The organism is Pseudomonas sp. MS646 (assembly GCF_036693845.1).
In the GTDB taxonomy this organism is placed as follows: domain Bacteria; phylum Pseudomonadota; class Gammaproteobacteria; order Pseudomonadales; family Pseudomonadaceae; genus Aquipseudomonas; species Aquipseudomonas chlororaphis_E.
Genome location: NZ_CP144763.1, coordinates 5,740,251 through 5,763,310, shown reverse-complemented (window position 1 = coordinate 5,763,310; position 23,060 = coordinate 5,740,251). Strand labels below are relative to the sequence as shown.

At 61.8% G+C, this 23,060-nt stretch carries 18 protein-coding genes, 1 pseudogene and 1 riboswitch; of the genes and pseudogenes, 7 read left to right on the top strand and 12 right to left on the bottom strand.

Annotation, left to right across the window (positions count from 1 at the left end):
* Positions 1-197: 197 nt before the first annotated feature.
* Both V3H56_RS25500 and V3H56_RS25495 read left to right on the top strand, forming a co-directional pair.
* Positions 198-749, top strand: a complete 552-nt coding sequence (locus V3H56_RS25500) for a cytochrome b (protein WP_042729528.1) — start codon at positions 198-200, stop codon at positions 747-749.
* A 32-nt stretch (positions 750-781) separates the two neighbouring features.
* On the top strand, positions 782-1,375 hold the full coding sequence (locus V3H56_RS25495; protein WP_042729529.1) for a YceI family protein: 594 nt from the start codon (positions 782-784) through the stop codon (positions 1,373-1,375).
* Positions 1,376-1,664: 289 nt separating this feature from the next.
* On the opposite strand, the gene V3H56_RS25490 is transcribed toward V3H56_RS25495, so the two are convergent.
* The 5 genes and pseudogenes from V3H56_RS25490 to ahcY all read right to left on the bottom strand — a co-directional run bounded on the left by V3H56_RS25490 (position 1,665) and on the right by ahcY (position 8,221).
* Positions 1,665-3,518 carry a DEAD/DEAH box helicase gene (locus V3H56_RS25490; protein ID WP_042729530.1) on the bottom strand — a complete coding sequence of 618 codons (1,854 nt, stop codon included), beginning with the start codon at positions 3,516-3,518 and terminating at the stop codon, positions 1,665-1,667.
* Positions 3,519-3,745: 227 nt separating this feature from the next.
* Positions 3,746-4,556, bottom strand: a pseudogene (locus V3H56_RS25485) (transporter substrate-binding domain-containing protein); the annotation flags it as partial.
* Between the two features lie 55 nt (positions 4,557-4,611).
* On the bottom strand, positions 4,612-5,694 hold the full coding sequence (locus V3H56_RS25480; RefSeq protein WP_338473996.1) for a hypothetical protein: 1,083 nt from the start codon (positions 5,692-5,694) through the stop codon (positions 4,612-4,614).
* 83 nt (positions 5,695-5,777) lie between these two features.
* Positions 5,778-6,623 carry a methylenetetrahydrofolate reductase [NAD(P)H] gene (metF, locus tag V3H56_RS25475; protein ID WP_042729533.1) on the bottom strand — a complete coding sequence of 282 codons (846 nt, stop codon included), beginning with the start codon at positions 6,621-6,623 and terminating at the stop codon, positions 5,778-5,780.
* 188 nt (positions 6,624-6,811) lie between these two features.
* Positions 6,812-8,221, bottom strand: a complete 1,410-nt coding sequence (ahcY, locus tag V3H56_RS25470) for an adenosylhomocysteinase (protein WP_042729534.1) — start codon at positions 8,219-8,221, stop codon at positions 6,812-6,814.
* Positions 8,222-8,244: 23 nt separating this feature from the next.
* A riboswitch (S-adenosyl-L-homocysteine riboswitch) is annotated at positions 8,245-8,351 on the bottom strand.
* Positions 8,352-8,541: 190 nt separating this feature from the next.
* On the opposite strand from ahcY, the gene V3H56_RS25465 reads away from it, so the two are divergent.
* Both V3H56_RS25465 and V3H56_RS25460 read left to right on the top strand, forming a co-directional pair.
* Positions 8,542-8,943 (top strand): hotdog domain-containing protein, encoded by a 402-nt coding sequence (locus V3H56_RS25465; RefSeq protein ID WP_042729535.1) that lies wholly within the window; start codon positions 8,542-8,544, stop codon positions 8,941-8,943.
* A gap of 177 nt (positions 8,944-9,120) precedes the next feature.
* Positions 9,121-9,996, top strand: a complete 876-nt coding sequence (locus V3H56_RS25460; RefSeq protein WP_338473995.1) for a formate/nitrite transporter family protein — start codon at positions 9,121-9,123, stop codon at positions 9,994-9,996.
* On the opposite strand, the gene V3H56_RS25455 is transcribed toward V3H56_RS25460, so the two are convergent.
* Positions 9,917-11,965 carry a patatin-like phospholipase family protein gene (locus tag V3H56_RS25455; protein ID WP_338473994.1) on the bottom strand — a complete coding sequence of 683 codons (2,049 nt, stop codon included), beginning with the start codon at positions 11,963-11,965 and terminating at the stop codon, positions 9,917-9,919. The genes V3H56_RS25460 and V3H56_RS25455 overlap by 80 nt on opposite strands.
* Before the next feature lie 243 nt (positions 11,966-12,208).
* Complete coding sequence (locus V3H56_RS25450; protein ID WP_338473993.1) at positions 12,209-13,369, bottom strand: MFS transporter; 1,161 nt, start codon at positions 13,367-13,369, stop codon at positions 12,209-12,211.
* A gap of 516 nt (positions 13,370-13,885) precedes the next feature.
* On the opposite strand from V3H56_RS25450, the gene V3H56_RS25445 reads away from it, so the two are divergent.
* On the top strand, positions 13,886-14,269 hold the full coding sequence (locus V3H56_RS25445; protein WP_042729538.1) for an MAPEG family protein: 384 nt from the start codon (positions 13,886-13,888) through the stop codon (positions 14,267-14,269).
* A gap of 63 nt (positions 14,270-14,332) precedes the next feature.
* Here V3H56_RS25445 and V3H56_RS25440 read toward each other — a convergent pair whose 3' ends face one another.
* A complete protein-coding gene (locus tag V3H56_RS25440) occupies positions 14,333-15,520 on the bottom strand; it encodes an MltA domain-containing protein (protein WP_338473992.1) in 1,188 nt (395 codons plus the stop codon).
* Between the two features lie 125 nt (positions 15,521-15,645).
* Here V3H56_RS25440 and V3H56_RS25435 point away from each other — a divergent pair, with 125 nt between their 5' ends.
* A complete protein-coding gene (locus V3H56_RS25435) occupies positions 15,646-16,095 on the top strand; it encodes a cytochrome c (RefSeq protein ID WP_338473991.1) in 450 nt (149 codons plus the stop codon).
* Between the two features lie 91 nt (positions 16,096-16,186).
* Here the strand turns inward: V3H56_RS25435 and V3H56_RS25430 are convergent, their stop codons facing one another.
* The 4 genes from V3H56_RS25430 to V3H56_RS25415 all read right to left on the bottom strand — a co-directional run bounded on the left by V3H56_RS25430 (position 16,187) and on the right by V3H56_RS25415 (position 20,727).
* Positions 16,187-16,582, bottom strand: coding sequence for a DUF1090 domain-containing protein (locus tag V3H56_RS25430; RefSeq protein ID WP_042729541.1), 396 nt, complete (start codon positions 16,580-16,582; stop codon positions 16,187-16,189).
* A gap of 90 nt (positions 16,583-16,672) precedes the next feature.
* The gene (ligB, locus tag V3H56_RS25425) at positions 16,673-18,346 is read right to left on the bottom strand and encodes an NAD-dependent DNA ligase LigB (RefSeq protein ID WP_338473990.1); all 1,674 of its coding nucleotides are present in this window, start codon (positions 18,344-18,346) and stop codon (positions 16,673-16,675) included.
* Between the two features lie 175 nt (positions 18,347-18,521).
* The gene (metK, locus tag V3H56_RS25420; protein WP_053147260.1) at positions 18,522-19,712 is read right to left on the bottom strand and encodes a methionine adenosyltransferase; all 1,191 of its coding nucleotides are present in this window, start codon (positions 19,710-19,712) and stop codon (positions 18,522-18,524) included.
* A gap of 19 nt (positions 19,713-19,731) precedes the next feature.
* Positions 19,732-20,727, bottom strand: a complete 996-nt coding sequence (locus tag V3H56_RS25415) for a metalloregulator ArsR/SmtB family transcription factor (protein WP_047735882.1) — start codon at positions 20,725-20,727, stop codon at positions 19,732-19,734.
* Between the two features lie 271 nt (positions 20,728-20,998).
* On the opposite strand from V3H56_RS25415, the gene tkt reads away from it, so the two are divergent.
* A complete protein-coding gene (gene tkt, locus V3H56_RS25410) occupies positions 20,999-22,996 on the top strand; it encodes a transketolase (RefSeq protein WP_042732120.1) in 1,998 nt (665 codons plus the stop codon).
* The last annotated feature ends 64 nt before the right edge of the window (positions 22,997-23,060 follow it).

Below are 23,060 nucleotides of genomic sequence, written 5' to 3'. Positions count from 1 at the left end.
AAAGCGCGGCGTATCAGCCGCGCTTTTTTTTGCCTGGGGATTACCCAATACCACACAGCGTATTAGCTTTAATCTTTCCTTAACCCGCTCCACCCACACTGATGATCGTATTTCTCGATATTTCAAAGCGAAATTTTCCGCTTTAAATCGATAGATAACTCGCTAGTCTTGGTCGCAGTTTTTACAGGATATGAGCAATGCAGCTACGCAACTCTTCTTCTCGCTATGGCTGGGTCAGTATCGTTTTGCACTGGGGCGTTGCGCTGGTGGTGTACGGTTTGTTCGCGCTTGGCTTGTGGATGGTCGGCCTGGATTACTACAGCACCTGGCGCAAAGACGCGCCGGACCTGCACAAGAGCATTGGCCTGGTGCTGCTGGCGGTGATGCTGCTGCGGGTGCTCTGGCGTTTTGTCAGCCCGCCGCCACCGACCTTGCCCAGCTATGGTCGCCTGACCCGCGTTGGCGCCAAGCTCGGCCACAGTGCCCTGTATCTCGGGTTGTTCGCCGTGATGATTGCCGGTTACCTGATTTCCACCGCAGATGGTGTCGGGATCCCGGTGTTTGGCCTGTTCGAAGTACCCGCGTTGGTGTCTGGACTGCCTGACCAGGCAGACGTCGCCGGCCTGATTCACCTGTACCTGGCATGGGCGCTGGTCATTTTCTCCGGCCTCCATGCGTTGGCAGCATTGAAACACCACTTTATCGACCGTGACGCGACCCTCAAGCGCATGCTGGGGCGCCAAGCCTGATGTTCAACCTCGACTCCAAAGGAATAGAAAGCATGTTGAAAAAGACGCTCGCCGCCCTGGCAATCGGTTCCACCCTGCTGGCCGGCCAGGCCATGGCTGCCGACTACGTAGTCGACAAGGAAGGTCAGCACGCCTTCGTCGACTTCAAGATCAGCCACCTGGGCTACAGCTACATCACCGGTACCTTCAAGGACATCGACGGCAAGTTCAACTTCGACGCCGCCAAGCCTGAAGACAGCAAGATCGAGTTCAACGTCCGCACCGCCAGCGTGTTCACCAACCACGCCGAGCGCGACAAGCACATCGCCAGTGCCGACTTCCTGAACGCGGGCAAATTCGCCGACGCCAAGTTCGTCTCCACCAGCGTCAAGTCCACCGGCAAGAACGCTGATGGCAAGGAAACGGCCGACGTCACCGGCGACCTGACCCTGCTAGGCGTGACCAAGCCAGTCGTGGTCAAGGCCACTTTCCTGGGTGAAGGCAAGGACCCATGGGGCGGCTACCGTGCCGGCTTCGAAGGCACCACCAGCATCAAGCGCTCGGACTTCGGCAAACAGAAAGACCTGGGCCCATCGTCCGATGTGGTCGAGCTGTACGTTTCGTTTGAAGGTGTCAAAGCGAAGTAATCTTCGCGCCTGACAAGAAAACGCCCCCGGCCTTGCGGTCGGGGGCGTTTTTTTATGGCCGTATGAATATGCTGCAAACGACCCCTGACCTCTGTGGGAGCGGGCTTGCTCGCGAAAGCGGTGGGCCAGTAGACACAGATGTTGAATGACAGTGCGCATTCGTCGGATCGCCGCCCGGAGCAAACCCGCTCCCACATTAGGATGTGCCCCACAGGAATGTGTGTGAGGCTTCAACAAAAATGCCCCTTGATCGTGAGACCAAGGGGCATTTTCTACGGCACGGAAAAACTCAGCGATTGCGGGTCAGCAAGGCCGGTTTCTCGCCTCGTGGACGGCTTGGCAGTTGATCCAGCTGCTCAGGCGTCGGGAAACGATCGATCTTCGACTCCTTGTGCATGATCTTCGGCTGGTTGCCACGTGGGTTCTGTACGGCCGGTTCCTGGCGAGACTGGTCGTCACGGGCCGGGCGGCGAGGGCGGGAGTCTTCGCGGCGTGCCTGGCCGTCACGGGGTGCACCGTTGCGTGGGCCGTTGCGCTTGGCTGGCGGGGTGCCGGTGGACGAGCCATTGCTGTTGCGCGGACCGTTCTGGCGACCCTGCGACTGGCCGCTGCGTGCTGCGCCTTGTGCCGGAGCACCCGGGCGACGGCCGCGGCCTTGGGCGGGCTTTTGCTGCGGTACGTAGTCGACGCGGTTACCGAAGTTGTCGATATCGTCGTCCAGGAACTCGTCCGGGGCGCGATCGGCTGCGGCGCGTGGGGCCGGACGCTGCTGCTCGCGGGCTGGGCTGCCTTCACGGGGCTTCTGCTCACGGGCCGGGCGTTCGCCACGGCCGTTGCTGGCGGATTTTTCCTTGCCCTTGTCCTTGCCTTTGTCCTTGCGACCGCCACCACCACCGCCACCGCCATTCGGACCGTCGCCCCGTGGGCCACGGGCATTGCGCGGGTTGCGCACGTCCGGACGTTCACGCACTTCAGGCTTCTCGGCCTCGATGGTGCTGGCGTCGAAACCCATCAGGTCGCCGTCGGCGATTTTCTGCTTGGTCATGCGCTCGATGCTTTTGAGCAGCTTTTCTTCGTCCGGCGCAACCAGGGAGATCGCCTCGCCCGAACGACCGGCCCGGCCGGTACGGCCGATACGGTGCACGTAGTCTTCATCGACGTTCGGCAGTTCGAAGTTGACCACGTGGGGCAACTGGTCGATGTCCAGGCCGCGGGCGGCGATGTCGGTGGCGACCAGGATGCGCACTTCACCGGCCTTGAAGTCGGCCAGGGCCTTGGTGCGGGCGTTCTGGCTCTTGTTGCCATGGATCGCCACGGCCGGCAGGCCATGCTTGTCCAGGTATTCGGCCAGGCGGTTGGCGCCGTGCTTGGTGCGCGTGAACACCAGGACCTGTTCCCAGGCGCCGGCGGTGATCAGGTGCGCCAGCAGGGCGCGCTTGTGGCTGGCTGCCAGGCGGAACACTCGCTGCTCGATGCGCTCGACCGTGGTGTTGGGCGGCGTGACTTCGATGCGTTCCGGGTTGTGCAGCAGCTTGCCGGCCAGGTCGGTGATGTCCTTGGAGAACGTCGCCGAAAACAGCAGGTTCTGGCGCTTGGCGGGCAGGCGGGCGAGGACCTTCTTTACGTCATGGACGAAGCCCATGTCGAGCATCCGGTCGGCTTCGTCCAGCACGAGGATTTCCACGTGGGACAAATCGACGCTGCCTTGGCCGGCGAGGTCCAGCAGGCGTCCGGGGCAGGCCACCAGCACGTCGACACCGCGGGACATGGCCTGGACCTGCGGGTTCATGCCCACGCCGCCGAAGATGCAGGCGCTGACGAACTTCAGGTCACGGGCATAGATCTTGAAGCTCTCGTGGACCTGGGCCGCCAGTTCGCGGGTCGGGGTCAGGACCAGTACGCGCGGTTGGCGCGGGCCATGACGCTGGGATTTGTCTGGGTGACCGTTGGGAAACAACCGCTCCAGGATCGGGAGGGCGAAACCGCCGGTTTTACCAGTGCCTGTCTGCGCCGCGACCATCAGGTCGCGACCTTGCAACACGGCGGGAATGGCCCGCTGTTGCACCGGGGTAGGCTCGGTGTAGCCGGCGGCTTCGATGGCGCCGACTAAAGCCTCGGAGAGACCGAGGGAAGCAAAGGACATGAGTAATCCTGTTTTAGTGAGGGCCTGGCCCAATGGGATAGTCTTGCCTGGCGCGAATGACGGTCAATAAATGTCATCCCGTCCGGTCCTGCCGGGTCTTAAAGGTGGGTCCGGATACGGCTCGCGCGGGCTGAAAGCTGCGCTGTAGCGGTGTCGGGAGACCTTTTGCAAGACCGGGCGTCCGGGCGTGAGCCTGGCGGGAAGGCCGGAGTATAACAGAGCAAACGCCGTGCGCTGCTTTCCTGCTGCTCAACGGTGTATTTCGGCGTTGGCCGCAGCCGACGGCATGACCTGGGCCATCGGGCCTGCGCCGTACCGGGCGCTCAGTTCGGCATAGGCCGGTTCGCGCTTGAAACGCTTGAGTTCGGCGCCGAAACGTTGCACCAGCAGGTCCATGCCGGCGTTGCGTCGCACCGCCAGGTATTGGCTCTGACGGCTGACGACCGTCGGGTTCTCGGTGATCTGGTCGCCGAGCTGCATCTGCTCGAGCACATGGCGGCCGACCCGGCGATCGGTGATGAGCAGGTCGATCCGGCCCAGTTGCAACTTGCCGAAGTTGGCTTCGTGGGTGGGTGCGGTTTCGCGCTTGAACAGGTTCGATTCGCTGAAGGCCTGGCTGTAGAGATAGCCGGGTGACGTGCCGACGGTCAGGCCCTTGAGGTCGTCGAGTGTACGAAAGGGATGGGGGCGGGCATTGGCGTAGAACATCACGAACTCCACGTCCGACAGCGGCTCGCTGGGGTACAGCAGCGTGGCATCGCGCTCGTCGCTGTGGAAAATGTCCAGCGCGCCATCCGCCAAGCCTTGCTCCAGCATCGCCAGGCAACGCTTCCAGGGCAGGAACTGCCATTCCACGTCGATCCCCAGGCGCTTGAACACAATGGCCGTGGTTTCGTAGTCCAGGCCCAGGCGCTTGCCGTTTTCTTCGTACACGTACGGCGCCCAGGGCTCAGTGACAATGCGCAACTTCTCTGCCCGAGCGGCAATGCTCAGGCACATGAGAATTAAGGCTGTCAGTAGCTGGGCAATGACGGGCATGCCCTGAGGTTACGACGAGAGCTCATCAAATAGCTAGAGTGCTCTGGCCTGGGCCTCAGTCGCCTTTTGTCTGCATCAGGTGCGCATAGATGACTTCGCGGCGCTCGCCCAGCACCAGGCGAATCAGCGGATGATTGAGCCAGCGCTTGAGTTCGTGGTCTTCCAGTGGTTTTTTAAGGCGACCTTCGACGTTTTCCAGGGCTTTTTCCCACCAGACCGGGGCGCAAGCCTGATCGAACTGGTTGGTATGGCGGTAGCAGCCGTAGAGGATCTCGCGCATGAATTGCCGTTTATGGGCGGGCAGCGCCAGGGTGACGAACTTGTAGGCCAGGCGTTGGAACGCCGGAGGGCGGGGCAGAACGGTGGTGACCTGCGCCGTTTCGTCCAGCGCCTGCTGGCAGGTGGGCGCGGCATGGTGCTTGTCGAGCCAGGCCTTGGTCTTGGCGCGGAACAGCTGCTTGCGGCTCCAATAGTGATGGATCAGGTCCGGGCATTCGCGCAGTTGCACCGAGCGGTAGGCCGCCACCGCCAGGCAGAACTCTTCCAGGGTGTAGGCCCCTTGTGCCAGGGGAAAGAGCTCATCCATCAGTGCAATCGAGCGGTCCAGCACCGACGCTTCCGTGTGGTAGAGGCCGATGACCCCCGAATTCAACTGGGGCATGCTGTCGTCCGCCAGCCGGCGCTCACGCAGGATGTCCGCCAGCGTCACGTACAGCAACGAATCCTTGTTGGCGCCATAACTCAGGTTGACGGCATTGCATAGCAAGGTGCCGGGTTGGATACGGCGGAACAATTCGAGCGGTGAGCAATGGAAGAAGGTGTCGGTGTCGATCAGCAGGGCCAGTTCGGCTTCTTCAAGCACCTTCTGCATCACCACATGCTTGGCGCGGAAATGATAGCCGTGGGGCTCGACCCAGGCCTTGCGGGTCTCGTCGTCCAGCAGGCGCAAGCGCACCGGCAGGCCTTCGTACGGTGCCGGATCGTCGGTGAATACCTGGATATCCAGGGCTTCGCCGGGGGTTTTGCGCAGGCCCGCCAACGCGCTGGCGATGCTGAACAAGGCTTCCTGGTGATAGGTCTTGGCCCCATAGACTAGGTAGATCAGTTGTGGGGTCTTTAACCTTTGACCGTTGAGCATCTACTGCAATCCTTCAGGTGTCTTGGGTGAAAAAAAAGCCTTGGAGGGTGCCAAGGCCTTTTTCATACCGGCACGTTAAGCCATTAACGTGGCAGTTTGAGGTTGTTCCATACCGCCAGGCTTGGCTCGGCCTGGTTAAGGGTATAGAAATGCAGCCCCGGTGCACCGCCCTGCAACAAACGTTCACACATTTGCGTGATGACGTCCTCGCCGAAGCTTTGGATGCTGGAGGTGTCGTCACCATAGGCTTCCAGCTGCTTGCGGATCCAGCGTGGGATCTCGGCGCCGCACGCATCGGAGAAACGCGCCAGCTTGCTGTAGTTGGTGATCGGCATGATCCCCGGCACCACTGGAATGTCGACTCCCAGCTGCCGCACGCGTTCGACAAAGTAGAAGTAGCTGTCGGCGTTGAAGAAGTACTGGGTGATGGCGCTGTTCGCCCCGGCGTGGGCCTTGCGGACGAAGTTGCGCAGATCGTCTTCGAAATTGCGCGCCTGCGGGTGCATTTCCGGATAAGCGGCGATTTCGATGTGGAAGTGATCACCGGTCTCTTCACGAATGAAGCTCACCAGTTCGTTGGCGTGGCGCAGTTCACCACTGGCCATGCCCATGCCCGAGGGCAGGTCACCGCGCAGGGCAACGATGCGCTTGATGCCCGCCGCCTTGTACTGGGTCAGCAGGCCGCGCAGGTCGTCCTTGCTGTCGCCCACGCAGGACAGGTGGGGCGCTGCCGGGACTTTCACTTCGCTTTCGAGCTGCAACACGGTGTTCATCGTGCGGTCACGGGTCGAACCGCCGGCGCCGTAGGTGCAGGAGAAGAAGTCGGGTTTGTGGCTCGCCAACTGGCGGGCAGTGGCGATCAGTTTTTCATGCCCAGCATCGGTCTTCGTCGGGAAGAATTCGAAGCTGTAGCGACGGTCTTGGGACATGGTCGGAGCTCCCAGCTGCAAGCTGCAAGCTGCGAGCTACAAGAGGGCGTTGCGCCGATTCCTGTGCTTCAGGCTTGCAGCTCGCGGCTGCGTAATAGCGATGAAGAAGTAGATCCAAGCTTCCAGTCACAAGTAGACAAACCGCTCTGCTTGCCGCTTGAAGCTTGAAGCTTGAAGCTCGCAGCTGCTTAATACCGGTAGGCGTGCGGCTTGAACGGGCCTTCGACGGTGACGCCGATGTAGTCAGCCTGTTGCTTGGTCAGCTTGGTGACCACGCCGCCGAAGCCGCGGACCATTTCCAGCGCCACTTCTTCGTCGAGTTTCTTCGGCAATACTTCCACGGTCAGGCGTTCGGCTTTCTGGGCAGGCGACAGGTCGGCGTATTTCTGGCCGAACAGGAAGATCTGGGCCAGGACCTGGTTGGCGAACGAACCGTCCATGATCCGGCTCGGGTGGCCAGTGGCGTTGCCCAGGTTGACCAGGCGGCCTTCGGCCAACAGGATCAGGTAGTCGTCGTTCTGTGGGTCGAAGCTGCCGGTGCCGGTGCGGTGAACCTTGTGGACCTGCGGCTTCACTTCTTCCCAAGCCCAGTGCTTGCGCATGAAGGCGGTGTCGATTTCATTGTCGAAGTGACCGATGTTGCACACCACGGCGCGCTTCTTCAGGGCCTTGAGCATGTTCGCGTCGCAGACATTGACGTTACCGGTGGTGGTCACGATCAGATCGATCTTGCCCAGCAGTGCCTTGTCGACGCTTGCTTCGGTGCCGTCGTTGATCCCGTCGATGAACGGCGAAACCAGCTCGAAACCGTCCATGCAAGCCTGCATGGCGCAGATCGGGTCGACTTCCGAGACCTTGACGATCATGCCTTCCTGGCGCAGGGACTGGGCCGAGCCCTTGCCCACGTCGCCGTAGCCGATCACCAGCGCCTGCTTGCCCGACAACAGGTGGTCGGTGCCGCGCTTGATGGCGTCGTTGAGGCTGTGACGGCAGCCGTACTTGTTGTCGTTCTTGCTCTTGGTCACCGAGTCATTGACGTTGATGGCCGGGATTTTCAGTTCGCCCTTGGCCAGCATGTCCAGCAGGCGGTGCACGCCGGTGGTGGTCTCTTCGGTCACGCCGTGGACGTGTTCGAGCACGGCCGGGTATTTCTTGTGCAGCAGCTCGGTCAGGTCGCCGCCGTCGTCGAGGATCATGTTGGTGTCCCATGGCTGGCCATCCTTGAGGATGGTCTGCTCCAGGCACCACTCGTACTCTTGCTCGGTCTCGCCTTTCCAGGCGAACACCGGGATACCGGCGGCGGCGATGGCGGCGGCGGCCTGGTCCTGGGTCGAGAAGATGTTGCAGGACGACCAGCGCACTTCGGCACCCAGTGCAACCAGGGTTTCGATCAGCACGGCGGTCTGGATGGTCATGTGGATGCAGCCGAGGATCTTCGCGCCCTTGAGCGGTTGCTCGCCGGCGTATTTGCGGCGAAGGCCCATCAGGGCTGGCATTTCGGATTCGGCGATGATGATTTCGCGACGGCCCCAGGCGGCCAGGGACATGTCGGCAACTTTGTAGTCGTTAAAATCTGCAGGCGTGATAACAGCGCTCATGAAGAGCCTCCATTCGTAATGTATGCGAATGGGCGCCGTTGTGCGTTTAGTGTCCATGCAGGTTGCCCCGTGTGAACAACGCCCCATCCGAGCCTGACAGGTCGAGCCTGCTGCAGCGCCCCTCGGACAGGTGGCGGGAACGGTCCAAAGCGAGGACCGGTTGAAGCGGTGGCGATTATAACGGGCTCGGCCGATCTTCCAAAGGGTTTCTGTCGGCAAATCAAAATTGCCGATGGTCGTTATAGGACCCGCGACGTAGAGCCTGACCGGCCGGTCTGCCATGATGCAGCCATTCATCGGCCAGACACTCAGGAGTGAACATGAATTTCCACACCCGCAAGTGGGTCAAGCCCGAAGACCTCAACCCCAACGGCACCCTGTTCGGCGGCAGCCTGCTGCGCTGGATCGACGAAGAGGCGGCCATCTATGCCATCGTCCAGCTCGGCAACCAGCGCGTGGTCACCAAGTACATCTCGGAGATCAACTTTGTCAGCGCCTCGCGCCAGGGCGACATCATCGAGCTGGGGATCACCGCCACCGAGTTTGGCCGTACCTCCATCACCCTGACATGCGAGGTGCGCAACAAAATCACCCGCAAGAGCATCCTGACCGTGGAGAAGATGGTCTTCGTCAATCTTGGCGAGGATGGCCTGCCGGCGCCCCATGGCCGTACCGAGATCAAGTACGTCAAGGATCAGTTCCAGGATGCTGTCGTCGAGTGAGATCGGCGGTGCTGCTATCGCGAGCAAGCTCGCTCCCACAAGGGGCTGCGGTGAAATCGGGCACCAAACTCCCTGTGGGAGCGAGCTTGCTCGCGATAGCGGTTTCAGGCCCAGGTGACTGAACAGCTCCGAGCGCCGCCTGTCGTAGCTACATCACGCCACCGGTTCAGGAGCTGTATGGACACTCATAAAGACGGCAAGACCCCTGACCTTTCGGCTCAGGAACAGCAGGAAGTCGACCGCAACCAGCCGCCACGGGCAGCGGTGCTGCACGAAATCATCCGCACCCAGGGCGACCAGGAACTGGAGCGCAGCATTGCCGCGCTCTGGTGGTCGGCCCTGGCGGCCGGGCTGACCATGGGTCTGTCGCTGATGGCGATGGGCTTGCTCAACTCCCGGCTGCCGGACCACGAAGGCTTCAAGGTGATCGCCAGTTTCGGCTACTGCGCCGGCTTTCTCGCGGTGATCCTTGCCCGCCAGCAATTGTTCACCGAAAACACCCTGACCGCCGTGTTGCCGGTCATGAGCAAACCCACCCTGGTCAATTTCGGACGATTGCTGCGGCTCTGGGGCGTGGTGCTGGTGGGCAACCTGTGCGGCACCCTGCTGGTAGCCTACGTGATGCTGCACCTGCCGATCTTCGACGCGCGCACCGACCTCGCCTTCCTGGAGATCGGCCGCAAGGTCATGGAAAACGACACCGGCCAGATGTTCGCCAAGGGCATCATTTCCGGCTGGATGATCGCCACCATGGTCTGGATGATCCCCTCCATGGAAAGCGCCAAGATGTGGACCATCATCCTCATCACCTACCTGATGGCGCTCGGCGACTTCACCCACATTGTCGTCGGCTCGGCCGAGGTGTCGTACCTGGTGTTTGCCGGCGAGCTGCCCTGGGAAGATTTCTGGATGGTGTTTGCCGGGCCGACGCTGGCGGGCAACATTGTCGGTGGCAGCTTTATCTTTGCCTTGCTCAGCCACGCGCAGATTCGAAGCGAAGAGGGACCTCCGAAAGATAAGACGTCGTCTGCAAGGCCTGGAGATCCCGAATAGGTGGTTTGATCCGCCAGTTACGCAATTGCTCAACCGTTTTTGAACTGAAGGGTTTCAGTCCCGTATAGCGTGATGTGTAGTTGGCAATGACCCGCTCGAGTGCATTGTTGAAAGCTTCTGGGGTTTGCACGTCCCTCAAGTCGCGGATGGCCCCTTCTAGCAGCTTGAGGTTCGAGTCGTGCTGGCCGCCGAGAAACCGGGAGATCTGTAGTACGTCTCGCACGACATTATCGACACGAGTAGCAAGGTCGCGTCGATCCATTTCCTCGATGGCTTGACGGGTCACCTCTGAGACGCCGGTCGTCGCACCGCTGTCCCAACGAGCGGCCGCTTGCAGCAATTGCATGAAGTCCGGGTCGTTGCGGTGGTTAATGCGTTTTGCCAGCCACTCCAGTTTCCCGGCGTTGTCCGCCAACTGATCCAGAGTCCCGATGGCCTCGCGTATCTGTGGAGTGGGTTCAAGCCGAGGGGATGTCATGTTGGCCTTCTTTATCGCGCTCTTGAGGCTTGTCAGCGTTTGTTGGGCCTGCTGCCTGAAGGCAGTCACTTCGTCATAGGCTTCGTTGCCTTTCAATTCTGCGCCCAGTTGGTCGAGCTCTTTGTCGCCCAGCGCCAGCAGGGCTGCCTCGAACGAAGCAAACCAGAAGGTCTGCTGGGTGGCATTGCGTTTGTCCAGATGGGATTGGACAGCCTTGCGCAGTTCTTCCTGAAGATGATTCTTGATTTCCGTGGACATGCTGAAGTTAACCGTTCCGTTTAGCAAACCACGGTAGTCGCCTTCATCGATTTTCAGCGGAACGACGATGGTCTGGTCGGCAAACGGCTTCATTCGTTCGGCATTCAATGCAGAGAGCGCCGTATGTGGAGCCTTTAGGAATTTGTCGACCAGGGCTGATACTCCCGTTCCTCGTGGCTTCTTCTGATTCGATTCTTCCGTCTCGAACACCAGGATCAAAGACTCCCCCTCCGGGATCGGGCTCATTTGGGGCATCGGGTTGTACAGGGCTGGTATCGGTGTGTTGTTCAGAATGCCGCCATCGGCGAATGCCGTGGTTGCGTCTGTCGGTTGAAAGGGCTGTCCTTGTAAAGTTGGTTTGCTGAAGACCACCGGCAGCGCTGCGGAGATATGCGCGGCCACGGCAATGTCCATGTCGGGCGTCAGATCCGCACTGAAGACCACCAGTTGTGCGCCGCTATCGAACATGGCGGTACCGGTGATTTCCAAGGATTTGATTTGCGGGATTTCTTTGCTCAATGTCGCCAGGTCGGCAAAGGTGACGTATTGATTGTCCTTCACATTATCGACGGCTTTTTGCACCTGTTCGGAAAGCGGCCCTTGGGCGCAATGCTGCAAGAGTGACTTATAGCTTTCTTTCCTGATCAGTTCCTCCAGCGGCATCCCCTTGGAACCCAGGCGTGGCAGCAGATCGCAAAGCAGTTGAACCAGTGGGATGGCGTTCATGTTCTTGCCCATTCTCGACCATTCATCCTGTTCGGCGGCAAGGTCAGGTTGGGTGCTGTTGAGTAACGAGACGAGGGAAACGTAGTCGGAGATCCTGTCGAAGTCCGCGTGACTCATACCGCTGGCGAGTAAGGCGGCTGATATGGCGCCTGCGGAGGACCCAGAAAACCTTCGGACAAGATCCATGACATTATTTTCGGTAAGTGTCCTGACGAGTCCGGAGTTAGCCACCCCTTTGGCACCCCCACCGCTCATGCTTACATCGTCAATGGGAGGACGGTCCATGCTGATTTTGACGCTGCCGTCCTCATAAAAAACGATCGATATCCGACGGTCTGTCACGTCGCCTACCAGCACGCAAGCTCGCCCGGGGTTGGCCGGTTCCTTGATGCCCTGGCTGAAACCGCTCCAGTCCACATTTTTCAGGGCCGTTTGCGGTGATGAGCCGTTGGATGAGTCCTTTGGATGAATAGAGGAGGAAAGTTTGAGCCCAGTGATTAATGGCATTCTGGTTCGTTCCTTTGGCCTGAAGGGAAAGGGCGGAACTGTAAACAGAATTGGGAGGCCTGCCGGTGGCGTGACTCAACTGGAAAAACATCTGCCATCCGCGACGGGCCGTCATCCTCTTGCTCCGAAAACGCTCTGGAATGAGGTTCTTGGCCGGTATGTAAAATAGCCTGCAAGCGGGCTGGCAATGTCTTACAGCATGCATTGCCTATTCATTCGCTGGCAGGACAGGTTTCTGTCGTCTCAGGCAGTGACTGCCGCCAAGCGCCGCTGACGATGAATGAAGAACAACGCCGTCAACGTCGTCAGCCCGCCGATGAGCGCCCCGGCCCACGGCAAATCCGCGAGGTCGGCGCCACTGGCGACGACCAGCCCGCCCATCCACGCCCCCGCCGCGTTACCGAGGTTGAAAGCACTCTGGTTCAGGGTCGAGCCGAGGTTGGGTGCCTCGTGGGCCTGGTCGATGATCAGCAATTGCAGGATCGGGCACAGGGCAAAGGCGAAGATGCCCCAGAGCACCAGGGTGATCGCCGCCGGGATCACCGAATGACTGGTCTGGCTGAACGCGGCCAGGACCAGCACCACGGCCAGGGTCATCGCCACCAGCGCTGGCAATAGGCGGCGGTCGGCCAGGCGACCACCCAGGAAACTGCCCGCCGTCAGGCCGACGCCGAACAACAGCAGCATGACCGTGATGCCGTGGGGGCTGACGCCGGTGATGTCCTGCAGGATCGGCGCGATGTAGGTAAACACGCTGAACAGGCTGGTGGAGGCCAGCACGCTCATGCCCAGGGCCAACAACACGTTGACCTTGCCCAGCACCTTGAACTCGCTGGCCAGGTTGGCTTTGTCCATGGGGATTGCCTTGGGCAGCCAGACCCATTGGGCGATGGCGGCGATTACGCCGATGACCGCCACCGCCCAGAACGTCGAGCGCCAGCCGGCGTATTGACCCAGGGCCGTGCCCAGCGGCACGCCCAGCACGTTGGCCAGGGTCAGGCCGGTGAACATCATGGCAATCGCCTGGGCCCGCTTGTTCGGAGCGACGAGCCCGGCAGCCACCACCGAGCCGATGCCAAAGAACGCCCCGTGGCACAGCGCCGTGATGACCCTGGCGGCCATCAGCGTGGCGTAGTTCGGCGCCAGGGCGCAGAGCACGTTGCCAAGAATGAACATCAACGTCATGCCCAGCAATGTGGCTTTGCGCGGCATGTTGGCGGTGCCGATGGCCAGGATCGGCGCACCGAACACCACGCCCAGGGCGTAGCCGGTGATCAGCAACCCGGCCTGGGGAATGCTCACTGCCAGGTCTCGGGCGACGTCGGGCAGCAGCCCCATGATGACGAATTCAGTCGTGCCGATGCCGAAAGCGGCGACGGCCAAAGCAAGCAAGGCGAGTGGCATGCGCAGGGTCTCTGTCTATAGTCTTGACGCGGTTCAGGCATACGCAGGCCGACGTCCGGCTCGAAGGGCGCGGATATCGGCACAATTATTGGGAATAGGTGCATGCGCAACTGAGTGCGGCGTGGTTGCGTGCAGTATAAACAGCTGTCCCGGGATCGCGAATCAATTCGTGCCCTTGCGGGCGTGAAACCGGACAGGGGGGATGCCATGCCCGCAACGGCGTGCATGGCCTGAAAGAACCTTTTGCCCGGCCGCGGCTCTTAGGCTCTGTTTGAAAAGTCTTGAGACGAATGTCAGGCAAGGCGAAAACCGGCGAGGAGCGGTCGGGGTCGCGCTCGACTTTACTGGAGTAAATGAGCATTCCGAGCCGGTTTTCAACGCAGCATGAACGAGTATCAAGGCTTTTCAGACAGAGCCTAGCCTGCGGGCCGGTGCGGATTGGCACGTCGGTGGTGATGTTCTGACCGGCGCCCTGATGCTCGATTGTCCATAACACTTAAAAAAAGGAACTGCGTCATGACGGTGGCCCTGTGGTGTATTTTGATTGCGATCATCCTGCCTTACCTGTGTATCGGTCTTGCCAAGATAGGCGGCAGGTATCGGTTGCAGGACAACCACGACCCTCGGGATTTTCTCGAATCGCTCGACGGCTGGCCGCGGCGCGCCTATGCCGCACAGCTCAACAGCTTCGAAATCGCCCCGGCGTTCGCTGCCGCCGTGATCGTCGCGCACCTGGCCGGCAATGCCGAGCTGGTGACGATCAATGTGTTGGCGGTGCTGTTCATCACCAGCCGCCTGCTCTACATCATTTGCTACCTGGCCGACTGGGCGATCCTGCGTTCGCTGGTGTGGTTCGTGGGCGTGGGATTGGTGTTGAGTTTCTTCTTCGTTTCGGTTTGAGCCTGGCTGCTGGGGCCTGATGCTGGCTTGCTCGCCAAGAGGGGACTGCTGGCGCCAAAACCCTCAGGGATTGGCGCTGACCGCATTCGCCACCTGTGGCACTTGCGGCAATGGCATTCCTTTGGGCCAGAGCATCCAGATCTGGCCCTGCTGCTTCATGTCCCCGGCCAACTGCCCGGCGGCGTCCCCGGTGCCCCAGAACAGGTCCGCACGTACTTCTCCGGTGATTGCGCCACCGGTGTCCTGGGCGGCGACGGGGCGGTTCAAGGCACTGCCGTCGGGGCGCGTCGTGGACAGCCACAACAGGCTGCCCAACGGAATCACCTTGCGGTCCACCGCCACGCTGTAGCCGGCGGTCAGCGGCACGTTCAGCGAGCCTCGCGGGCCTTCGTTGCTGTCGGGGTTGCGGTTGAAAAACACGTAGCTGGGGTTGCTGCCCAGCAACTCGGGGATCCGCTTCGGGTTGGCCTTGGCCCAGGCGGCGATGGTACCCATGGTCACGTCTTCTTTCTTCAGCTCGCCCTGTTCCACCAGCCAGCGGCCGATGGGCCGGTAAGGGTGGCCGTTCTGGTCGGCATAGCCGATGCGCAACTGGCGGCCGTCATCGAGGCGAATCCGCCCCGAACCCTGGATTTGCAGGAATTGCAGGTTCATCGGGTCTGTCAGCCAGGCGATCACCGGCGCCTTCACGCCCTGGGTCTCGATGGTGGCGGCGTCGTCGTAGGGCTTGAGCACGCGACCTTCGAGACGGCCGCGCAGGCGCTTGCCCTTGAGTTCGGGGTAGATGCTGTCCAGGGCCACGATGATCATGTCGTCGGGCACGCCATACACCGGGATGTTCGCGCTGGCGGTCTGGGTGAGGCTGCCGGGGTAGACCGGCTCGTAATAGCCGGTGATCAGGCCGTTGGGGCTGTTGTCGCCCGAGCGCAGGCCATAGACGTCCAGGTTTTGCTTGAGGAAGTTGCGCACAGCCGTGGCGGTCTGCGGCACCGTAGCCGCCGCCGCGCAGGTCGGGCCCCAATTCGCATCGGCCTTGAGCCGGGTACAGGCGCTGCGCCAGGAGGCGAAACCGGCCAACAGATCCTGGTCGGACACGGGCGGCAGCGCTTCCCATGGCGCGCTGGAATACGTGGCGAGGGCGTGGGTCTGGGGCGCTTCGGTTTTTTCGCCGCGGTTGCAGCCGGCCAGCACAGCGAGTAGCGGCAAGGTCAACGCCAGGCCCAGGTGCCAGGTCTTGGAGCGACTGTTCATGAAGATTTCCCTTGCAGTCATTCAAACGCTGTCAGGCGTGCGAACAACCCGTATTGTTGATGGGGCCATTGGTCTTTACCGATGACACGAGGATACTAACCGCCGTTTCCTGTCCCGAGGCCAAGATGTTTGTAAAACGATTTTCCATGGTCATGCTGGCCTGCCTGCTGTTGTCCGCTTGTGGCGGCGTCGATCCCAACTCTCCCTTGGGCCAGCGCAAGGCGATTTTCAAACAGATGCTCAAGACCAACGAAGAGCTGGGCGGCATGCTGCGTGGCCGGGTCCCGTTCGACGGCACGCGTTTCGCCGAGGGCGCGGTGCAGCTCGATCGACTGTCCCATGAACCGTGGAAGCACTTCCCGCCAGTGCGCGAGCAAGACCACACCAGCGCCCGGGATGAGGTCTGGCAGAAACAGGCACGTTTCCAGGAACTGGCCCGCAACCTTGAGGCGGCGACCGGCGAATTGGTGACGGTCAGCCAGGTCCAGCCCTACAAGGCCAGCAACCTTGGGCCGGCGGTGCAAAAGGTCGAAGATGCGTGCAGTGCCTGCCATAAGGAATTTCGCGATCATTGAAATAGAGCAGCTTCGAGTGGCCAGCCACAAGCGGCAAGTAAAAGGCTAGCGGTTCGCCATAACTTGACGCCTTTAGCTTGAAACTTGCCGCTTATTTGTCCAGCTCATCCACGGCTTCCTGCAACTCCTTGCGGGAGGTCGCCAGCTTGTCCTTGCGTTTGTTGATCCGCTCGGCGTCGCCTTTCTTCATGGCTTTTTCCAGGTCGGCCTGGCGTCGGCTGACTTCGTGCTTGGCCTCGAGCACCTTGTTTTCACGTTCCTTGCGCAAGGACGCGTCGGTGCAATGGGTGGTGACCTCGCTCAGCGCCGTTTCCAGGCCGGCTTGCTGATCCTGGTTGCCACGGGACTTGGCCAGTTCGATCTGGTTGATGATGCCCTGGCGCTTGGCCGCGCAGCCGGTGAGCTCCGGGGCTTGCTCGTCCGCCATCAGCGGCGTGGCCATGGCGCTGCACAGGACCAGCAGGGCAGCGGGGGACAGGAAATTCATAGCAACTCCGTAATTAAATCGCGAGCGGTCGGTTCAGATGCGCAGTTGGAGCCCCCAGGGGCCCCTTGGGTTCAACCACACGGGTGCGGATCAGAACCCGTCGACTCCGGCGGCGCGTAACACGTCACTCAAGGCTTGCACTTGAGGGTCGCCAAAAAACGCGCTCAATTGCGCGGCGCGCCCCGGTCCAATACCCGTTTCGGCTTGCCATTGTTCGGTGCTGCGCTCGGCCAGCGCCTGCCAGGGGCCTTCCAGCCGTGCCTCGCCAACGGGCGGTAGGCCGAGGGCCTTGAGCCATTGCCGAAAAGGCCGCTGCCGGGCGCCATGCAGACTGGCGAGCAGGCGGGTGCTGCTGCGTTCGCCGAAGCCGGTCATGTTAGCAAGCTCGGCGGCATCGAGGGTCATCCAATCCAGCAATCCGTCGAGTCGACCGGCCGCCAGGAGTTTTTCCCAGGTGCCGGGGCCGACGTGGGGCAGGGCGAGCCCCTGCTTGCCGCTGAGCCAGTTCAGGCGTGCGAGGAATTGGCTTTCGCAGCCGGGCGTCGGTTGCCAGCAGCTCAACGGGTGATAATCGGTTGCCACCGGTACGTCGATGGCGTCACGCATGGCGCCGCGCAGCACGACGCCGTCGAGACGCGGGATCGTCAACCCGGCCAGGCTGATGGCGACTCGGTCGCCGGGCCGGATGTCCAATGCTTCCCAGCGCTTGAGGGAGCTGACACTCACCCGGCGGATGAGCCGGTCGTCGAGCAGGGTCGGTTCAAGTTCCAGCAGCGGTGTGATCCGCCCGGTGCGCCCGATCTTGAAGCGCACTTTGCGCACTTCGGCCAGCGCCTGGGCGTGAGGGTACTTCCAGGCCACGCTCCAGAACGGTGCTCGGGCCTGCCAGCGGTCGGCGGGTGGGCGGCGGCTCTGGCGCAGGACGATCCCATCGCTGGCAAACGGCAGTGGCGTGCGATACCAGTGATCGCGCCAATGCTCGGCGTCGGTCAGGGTGTGGACAGGCTGGTTGTATGTGAGGGTGTCGGCAAAACCCAGCTTGCCCAAGGCCGTCATCCGTTCGGTCAGGGTGTCGGGCCCTTCTGGCCAGTCCCAGGCAAACAGACCGATCCCCGCCGCCTCCTGCGCCGTCAAATGCTGGCGCGCCATCAGTCCCGCCACCGTCCCGCGGGCGTTGAGGCTGCCGCTTTGTGCCTGGACGTGGGCATCCAGGCGCCAATACAACTCGCCCTGAACCCGCACGTCCGAACGTTGCTGCAAATGCTGGGGGATGGCGCCGATCTTTCGCGCGTTCGCAGTCCAGTCGTGTCCCTGTACGCCATCGCCGCGGCTGATCGCCTGGTGCAGCCGGCCCTTGCGGTAGATCAGCGTAACGGCTACGCCATCGACTTTCGGCTGGGCCCAGACGTCTTCTCGATCCTTCAGCCAGGCTTGCACGGCGTCGGCATCCTTGAGTTTGTCCAAGCCGGTGTGGGCCACCGGGTGCGCGACCTTTCCACCGGCCGTGCGCAATGGGCTCGCGGGCTTCTCCAGGCCCAGGCAGTTGCGCCATTGCTCCAGTTGCTCGCGGGCCTGGTCGTACAGTTCATCGGCGACCTCTGCGCGCCCCTCGCGGTGATAGCTGTCGTCCCAACTGTCGATCTGTTGTTGCACGGCGGCCACCTCGGCCTGGGCGCGTTCCTTGGGCCAGGTTGGGCAGGGCACCGCAGTGACGGGTAGGGTGGTAAATAGAAGACCGATGAATACAAATGCGGACAGTGGCATCGAGGCATCCTTGCTCGTTGAGTGACTTGAAGGCTAGTCACTGTCGCGCACACTGGGCGATCGAGAGCGTTACCGGGTTTTACCCGCCTGATTGCCCTGGCGGCATACAAGACGCCGGGCATGAAAAAGCCCCTGGCAACCGGGTCGCCAGGGGCTTTTTCATGTCACGCGGGTATTACAGGCCGGCAGCGGCGCGCAGGGCATCGGCGCGGTCGGTTTTTTCCCAGGTGAAGGTGGTGAAGGTATCGTCACCGACGGTACGGGTCTGCGGCGTGCGGCCGAAGTGACCGTAGGCGGCGGTTTCCTGGTACATCGGGTGCAGCAGGTCGAGCATGGTGGTGATGGCGTAAGGACGCAGGTCGAACACTTCACGCACCAGCTTGATGATCTTGTCGTCGCCGATCTTGCCGGTACCGAACGTATTCAGCGAAATCGAAGTCGGCTGGGCGACACCGATAGCGTAGGAGACCTGGATCTCGCAGCGCTCGGCCAGGCCGGCGGCGACGATGTTCTTGGCCACGTAGCGACCGGCGTAGGCGGCCGAACGGTCGACCTTCGATGGATCCTTGCCGGAGAACGCGCCGCCGCCGTGACGGGCCATGCCGCCGTAGCTGTCGACGATGATCTTGCGACCGGTCAGGCCGCAGTCGCCCACCGGGCCGCCGATGATGAAGTTGCCGGTCGGGTTGATGTGGAACTGGGTGTCCTTGGTCAGCAATTCGGCAGGCAGCACGTGCTTGACGATCAGCTCCATCACGCCTTCGCGCAGGTCTTTATAGGACACTTCCGGATTGTGCTGGGTCGACAGCACGACCGCGTCGATGCCCACGACCTTGCCGTTTTCGTAACGGCAGGTGACCTGGGACTTGGCATCCGGGCGCAGCCACGGCAGCAGGCCGGACTTGCGGGCTTCGGCCTGGCGCTGCACCAGTTGGTGCGAGAAGGTGATCGGTGCCGGCATCAGCACGTCGGTCTCGTTGCTGGCGTAACCGAACATCAGGCCCTGGTCGCCTGCCCCCTGGTCTTCCGGCTTGCTGCGGTCAACGCCCTGGGCGATGTCCACCGACTGCTTGCCGATGATGTTCATCACGCCGCAGGTGGCGCCGTCAAAGCCCACGTCGGAGCTGTTGTAGCCAATGCCCAGGATCACATCGCGAACGATCTGTTCCAGGTCGACCCAGGCCGAGGTGGTGACTTCGCCGGCGATGATCGCCACGCCCGTTTTCACCAGCGTCTCGCACGCCACGCGGGCGAATTTGTCTTCCGCGATGATGGCGTCCAGCACGGCATCGGAAATCTGGTCGGCGATTTTGTCCGGATGCCCTTCAGACACGGACTCGGAGGTGAAAAGGGAGTATTCGCTCATCTCGATGTTTTCCTACAAGTTACCGTTGGTGAGTGTCGCCAGTCGGTCGCTGGAAGTGGCGAACCTGGATCTGGAAACCATTGCGTAAGCCCACATAGAGGCTTTCCCCGGGCACAAGGCCCGCAGCGGAGGCCCAACGGGCCAGGTCATCCTGTTCAAACCCCAGCCAGAGATCTCCGCAGGCCTCCCTGGCCCAGCTCTGGTTGTGGCTGCATAACTCGGTTACCAGCAGGCTGCCGCCCGTTTGCACCAGGCTGGCCAGGTGCTTGAGGGCATCGGCCGGTGCGGCGAAGTGGTGGAGCACCATGTTCAATACCACGCAGTCGGCCTGCTGGTTGATGCCATCCAGGGCATCGGCCAGTTGCAGGCTGACGTTAGCCAGGTTTTCCCGCTCGCACACCTGGCGCGCCAGTTCGAGCATGGCCGGGCTGTTGTCCAGCGCCGTGACCTGGTTAAAGCGCCGCGCCAGTTCCGGCAGGAACGCGCCGTCGCCAGGGCCGACTTCGATCGCGCTGGCCGTGGGCTCGAAGCCGAGCTTGTCCAGCAGCGCCACCACGCTTTCGCGGTATTGCGGCAGACCGGCGATCAAGTCTTGCTGGGCGCGGAATTTTTCGGCCACACGGGCGAAGAAGTCCTGGCTGGCGGCGGCCCGTTGCTTGTGGACCTGGGCGATGCGTGCCTGCACGTCCGTCGGCAACTGCAGCGCATCCACTTCGTCCAGCAGCGCGGCGTGCAGCTTGCCGCCCAGAAGATCGGTGTGGGGCAGGGCGCGGCGATAGAAAATGGCGTTGCCTTCGCGGCGGGTGGCCACCAGGTCGGCCTGGGCCAGGACCTTGAGGTGGTGGCTCATGCCGGACTGGCCGATGCCGAAGATCTGCGCCAGTTCCAGCACGCCGAACGAGTCGTTCGCCAGGGCGCGCAATACATTGAGCCGCAACGGATCGCCGCCGGCCTTGCAAAGGGCCGCCAGCTCATCGCAATCGTCGTGGCGAATGGAAGGCACGTGTAAGTTCATAAGGCGGCAGTCTAGTGAGGGGGGCGGTGCATCGCAAGGTCAATATCAAAAAGTTTTGATATTGCTTGATAAATGGCACTTCCCGCCGCGTGCCGGACTCTACAATCCATCAGCGGAAAGGTTTCACCTGGCGAATGAGACTTTATCCACCGGAAAAACGCCTGCCGATGACTATCTGTCATTGCCCCGGGGCGGGTGGGTGAGGGAAAATGCTCGCCTTTTTCAGTTTCGTTTTATTCATTCTCGATTCAATTCCCGCAGGAGATCAGCGATGCCCAGCCGTCGTGAGCGAGCCAATGCCATTCGTGCCCTCAGCATGGATGCCGTGCAGAAAGCCAACAGCGGCCATCCCGGTGCCCCTATGGGTATGGCGGATATCGCCGAGGTGCTTTGGCGCGACTACCTCAAGCACAGCCCGAGCAATCCATCGTTCGCCGACCGTGACCGCTTCGTGCTGTCCAACGGCCACGGCTCGATGTTGATCTACTCGCTGCTGCACCTGACCGGCTATGACCTGTCGATCGATGACCTGAAGAACTTCCGCCAGTTGCACAGCCGCACCCCGGGCCACCCGGAATACGGCTACACCCCAGGCGTGGAAACCACCACCGGCCCGCTGGGCCAGGGCCTGGCCAACGCCGTGGGCTTCGCCCTCGCGGAAAAAGTCCTGGCGGCGCAGTTCAACCGTCCCGGCCATAACGTGGTCGATCACCACACCTACGTGTTCCTGGGTGATGGCTGCATGATGGAGGGTATTTCCCATGAGGTCGCCTCCCTGGCCGGCACCCTAGGCCTGGACAAGCTGATCGCCTTCTACGACGACAACGGCATCTCCATCGACGGTGAAGTCGAAGGCTGGTTCACCGACGACACCCCCAAGCGTTTCGAAGCCTACAACTGGCTGGTGATCCGCAACGTCGACGGTCATGACCCGGAAGAGATCAAGACCGCCATCGAAACCGCTCGCAAAAGTGCCCAGCCGACCCTGATCTGCTGCAAGACCACCATCGGCTTCGGCTCGCCGAACAAGCAGGGCAAGGAAGACTGCCACGGCGCTCCCCTGGGCGCCGAGGAAATCGCCCTGACCCGCGCGGCGCTGAAGTGGAACCATGGCCCGTTCGAAATCCCGGCCGACATCTATGCCGAGTGGGACGCCAAGGAAAAAGGCCGCGCCGTCGAAGCCGATTGGGACCAGCGTTTCGCGGCCTACAGCGCCGAATTCCCTGAGTTGGCCAATGAGCTGGTGCGTCGCCTCAGCGGCGAGCTGCCGGCCGACTTCGCCGCCAAGGCCTCGGCGTACATCGCCGAAGTCGCGGCCAAGGGCGAGACCATCGCCAGCCGCAAGGCCAGCCAGAACACCCTCAATGCCTTTGGCCCGCTGCTGCCCGAACTGCTGGGCGGTTCGGCCGACCTGGCCGGTTCCAACCTGACCCTGTGGAAAGGCTGCAAGGGTGTCAGCGCCGAAGACGCCAGCGGCAACTACATGTACTACGGTGTTCGTGAATTCGGCATGAGCGCCATCATGAACGGCGTGGCGCTGCACGGTGGTCTGGTGCCTTACGGCGCGACCTTCCTGATGTTCATGGAATACGCCCGCAATGCCGTGCGCATGTCGGCCCTGATGAAGAAACGCGTGCTCTACGTGTTCACCCACGACTCCATCGGCTTGGGCGAAGACGGCCCGACTCACCAGCCGATCGAGCAACTGGCCAGCCTGCGCTGCACGCCGAACCTGGACACCTGGCGCCCTTGCGACGCCGTGGAGTCGGCGGTGGCCTGGAAGTACGCGATCGAGCGTAACGACGGCCCATCGGCGCTGATCTTCTCCCGTCAGAACCTGCAACACCAAGTGCGCGAAGCCGGCCAGATCGACGACATCGCCCGCGGTGGCTACGTGCTCAAGGACTGCATCGGCGAGCCGGAACTGATCCTGATCGCCACCGGCTCCGAAGTTGGCCTGGCCGTCCAGGCCTACGACAAGCTGACCGCGCAGGGTCGCAACGTACGCGTGGTGTCGATGCCGTGCACCAGCGTGTTTGACGCCCAGGACGCCGGCTACAAGCAGGCGGTACTGCCGCTGCAGGTCAGCGCCCGGATCGCCATCGAGGCAGCTCATGCCGATTACTGGTACAAGTACGTCGGCCTGGAAGGTCGCGTGATCGGCATGACTACCTACGGCGAATCGGCGCCTGCGCCGGCGCTGTTCGAGGAGTTCGGCTTCACCCTGGACAACATCCTGGGCCAGGCTGAAGAGTTGCTGGAAGACTGATCCGCAAAGATGTCGCCTGGGCCGGCGCCTTCGCGAGCAAGCCCGCTCCCACAGAGGATTACCT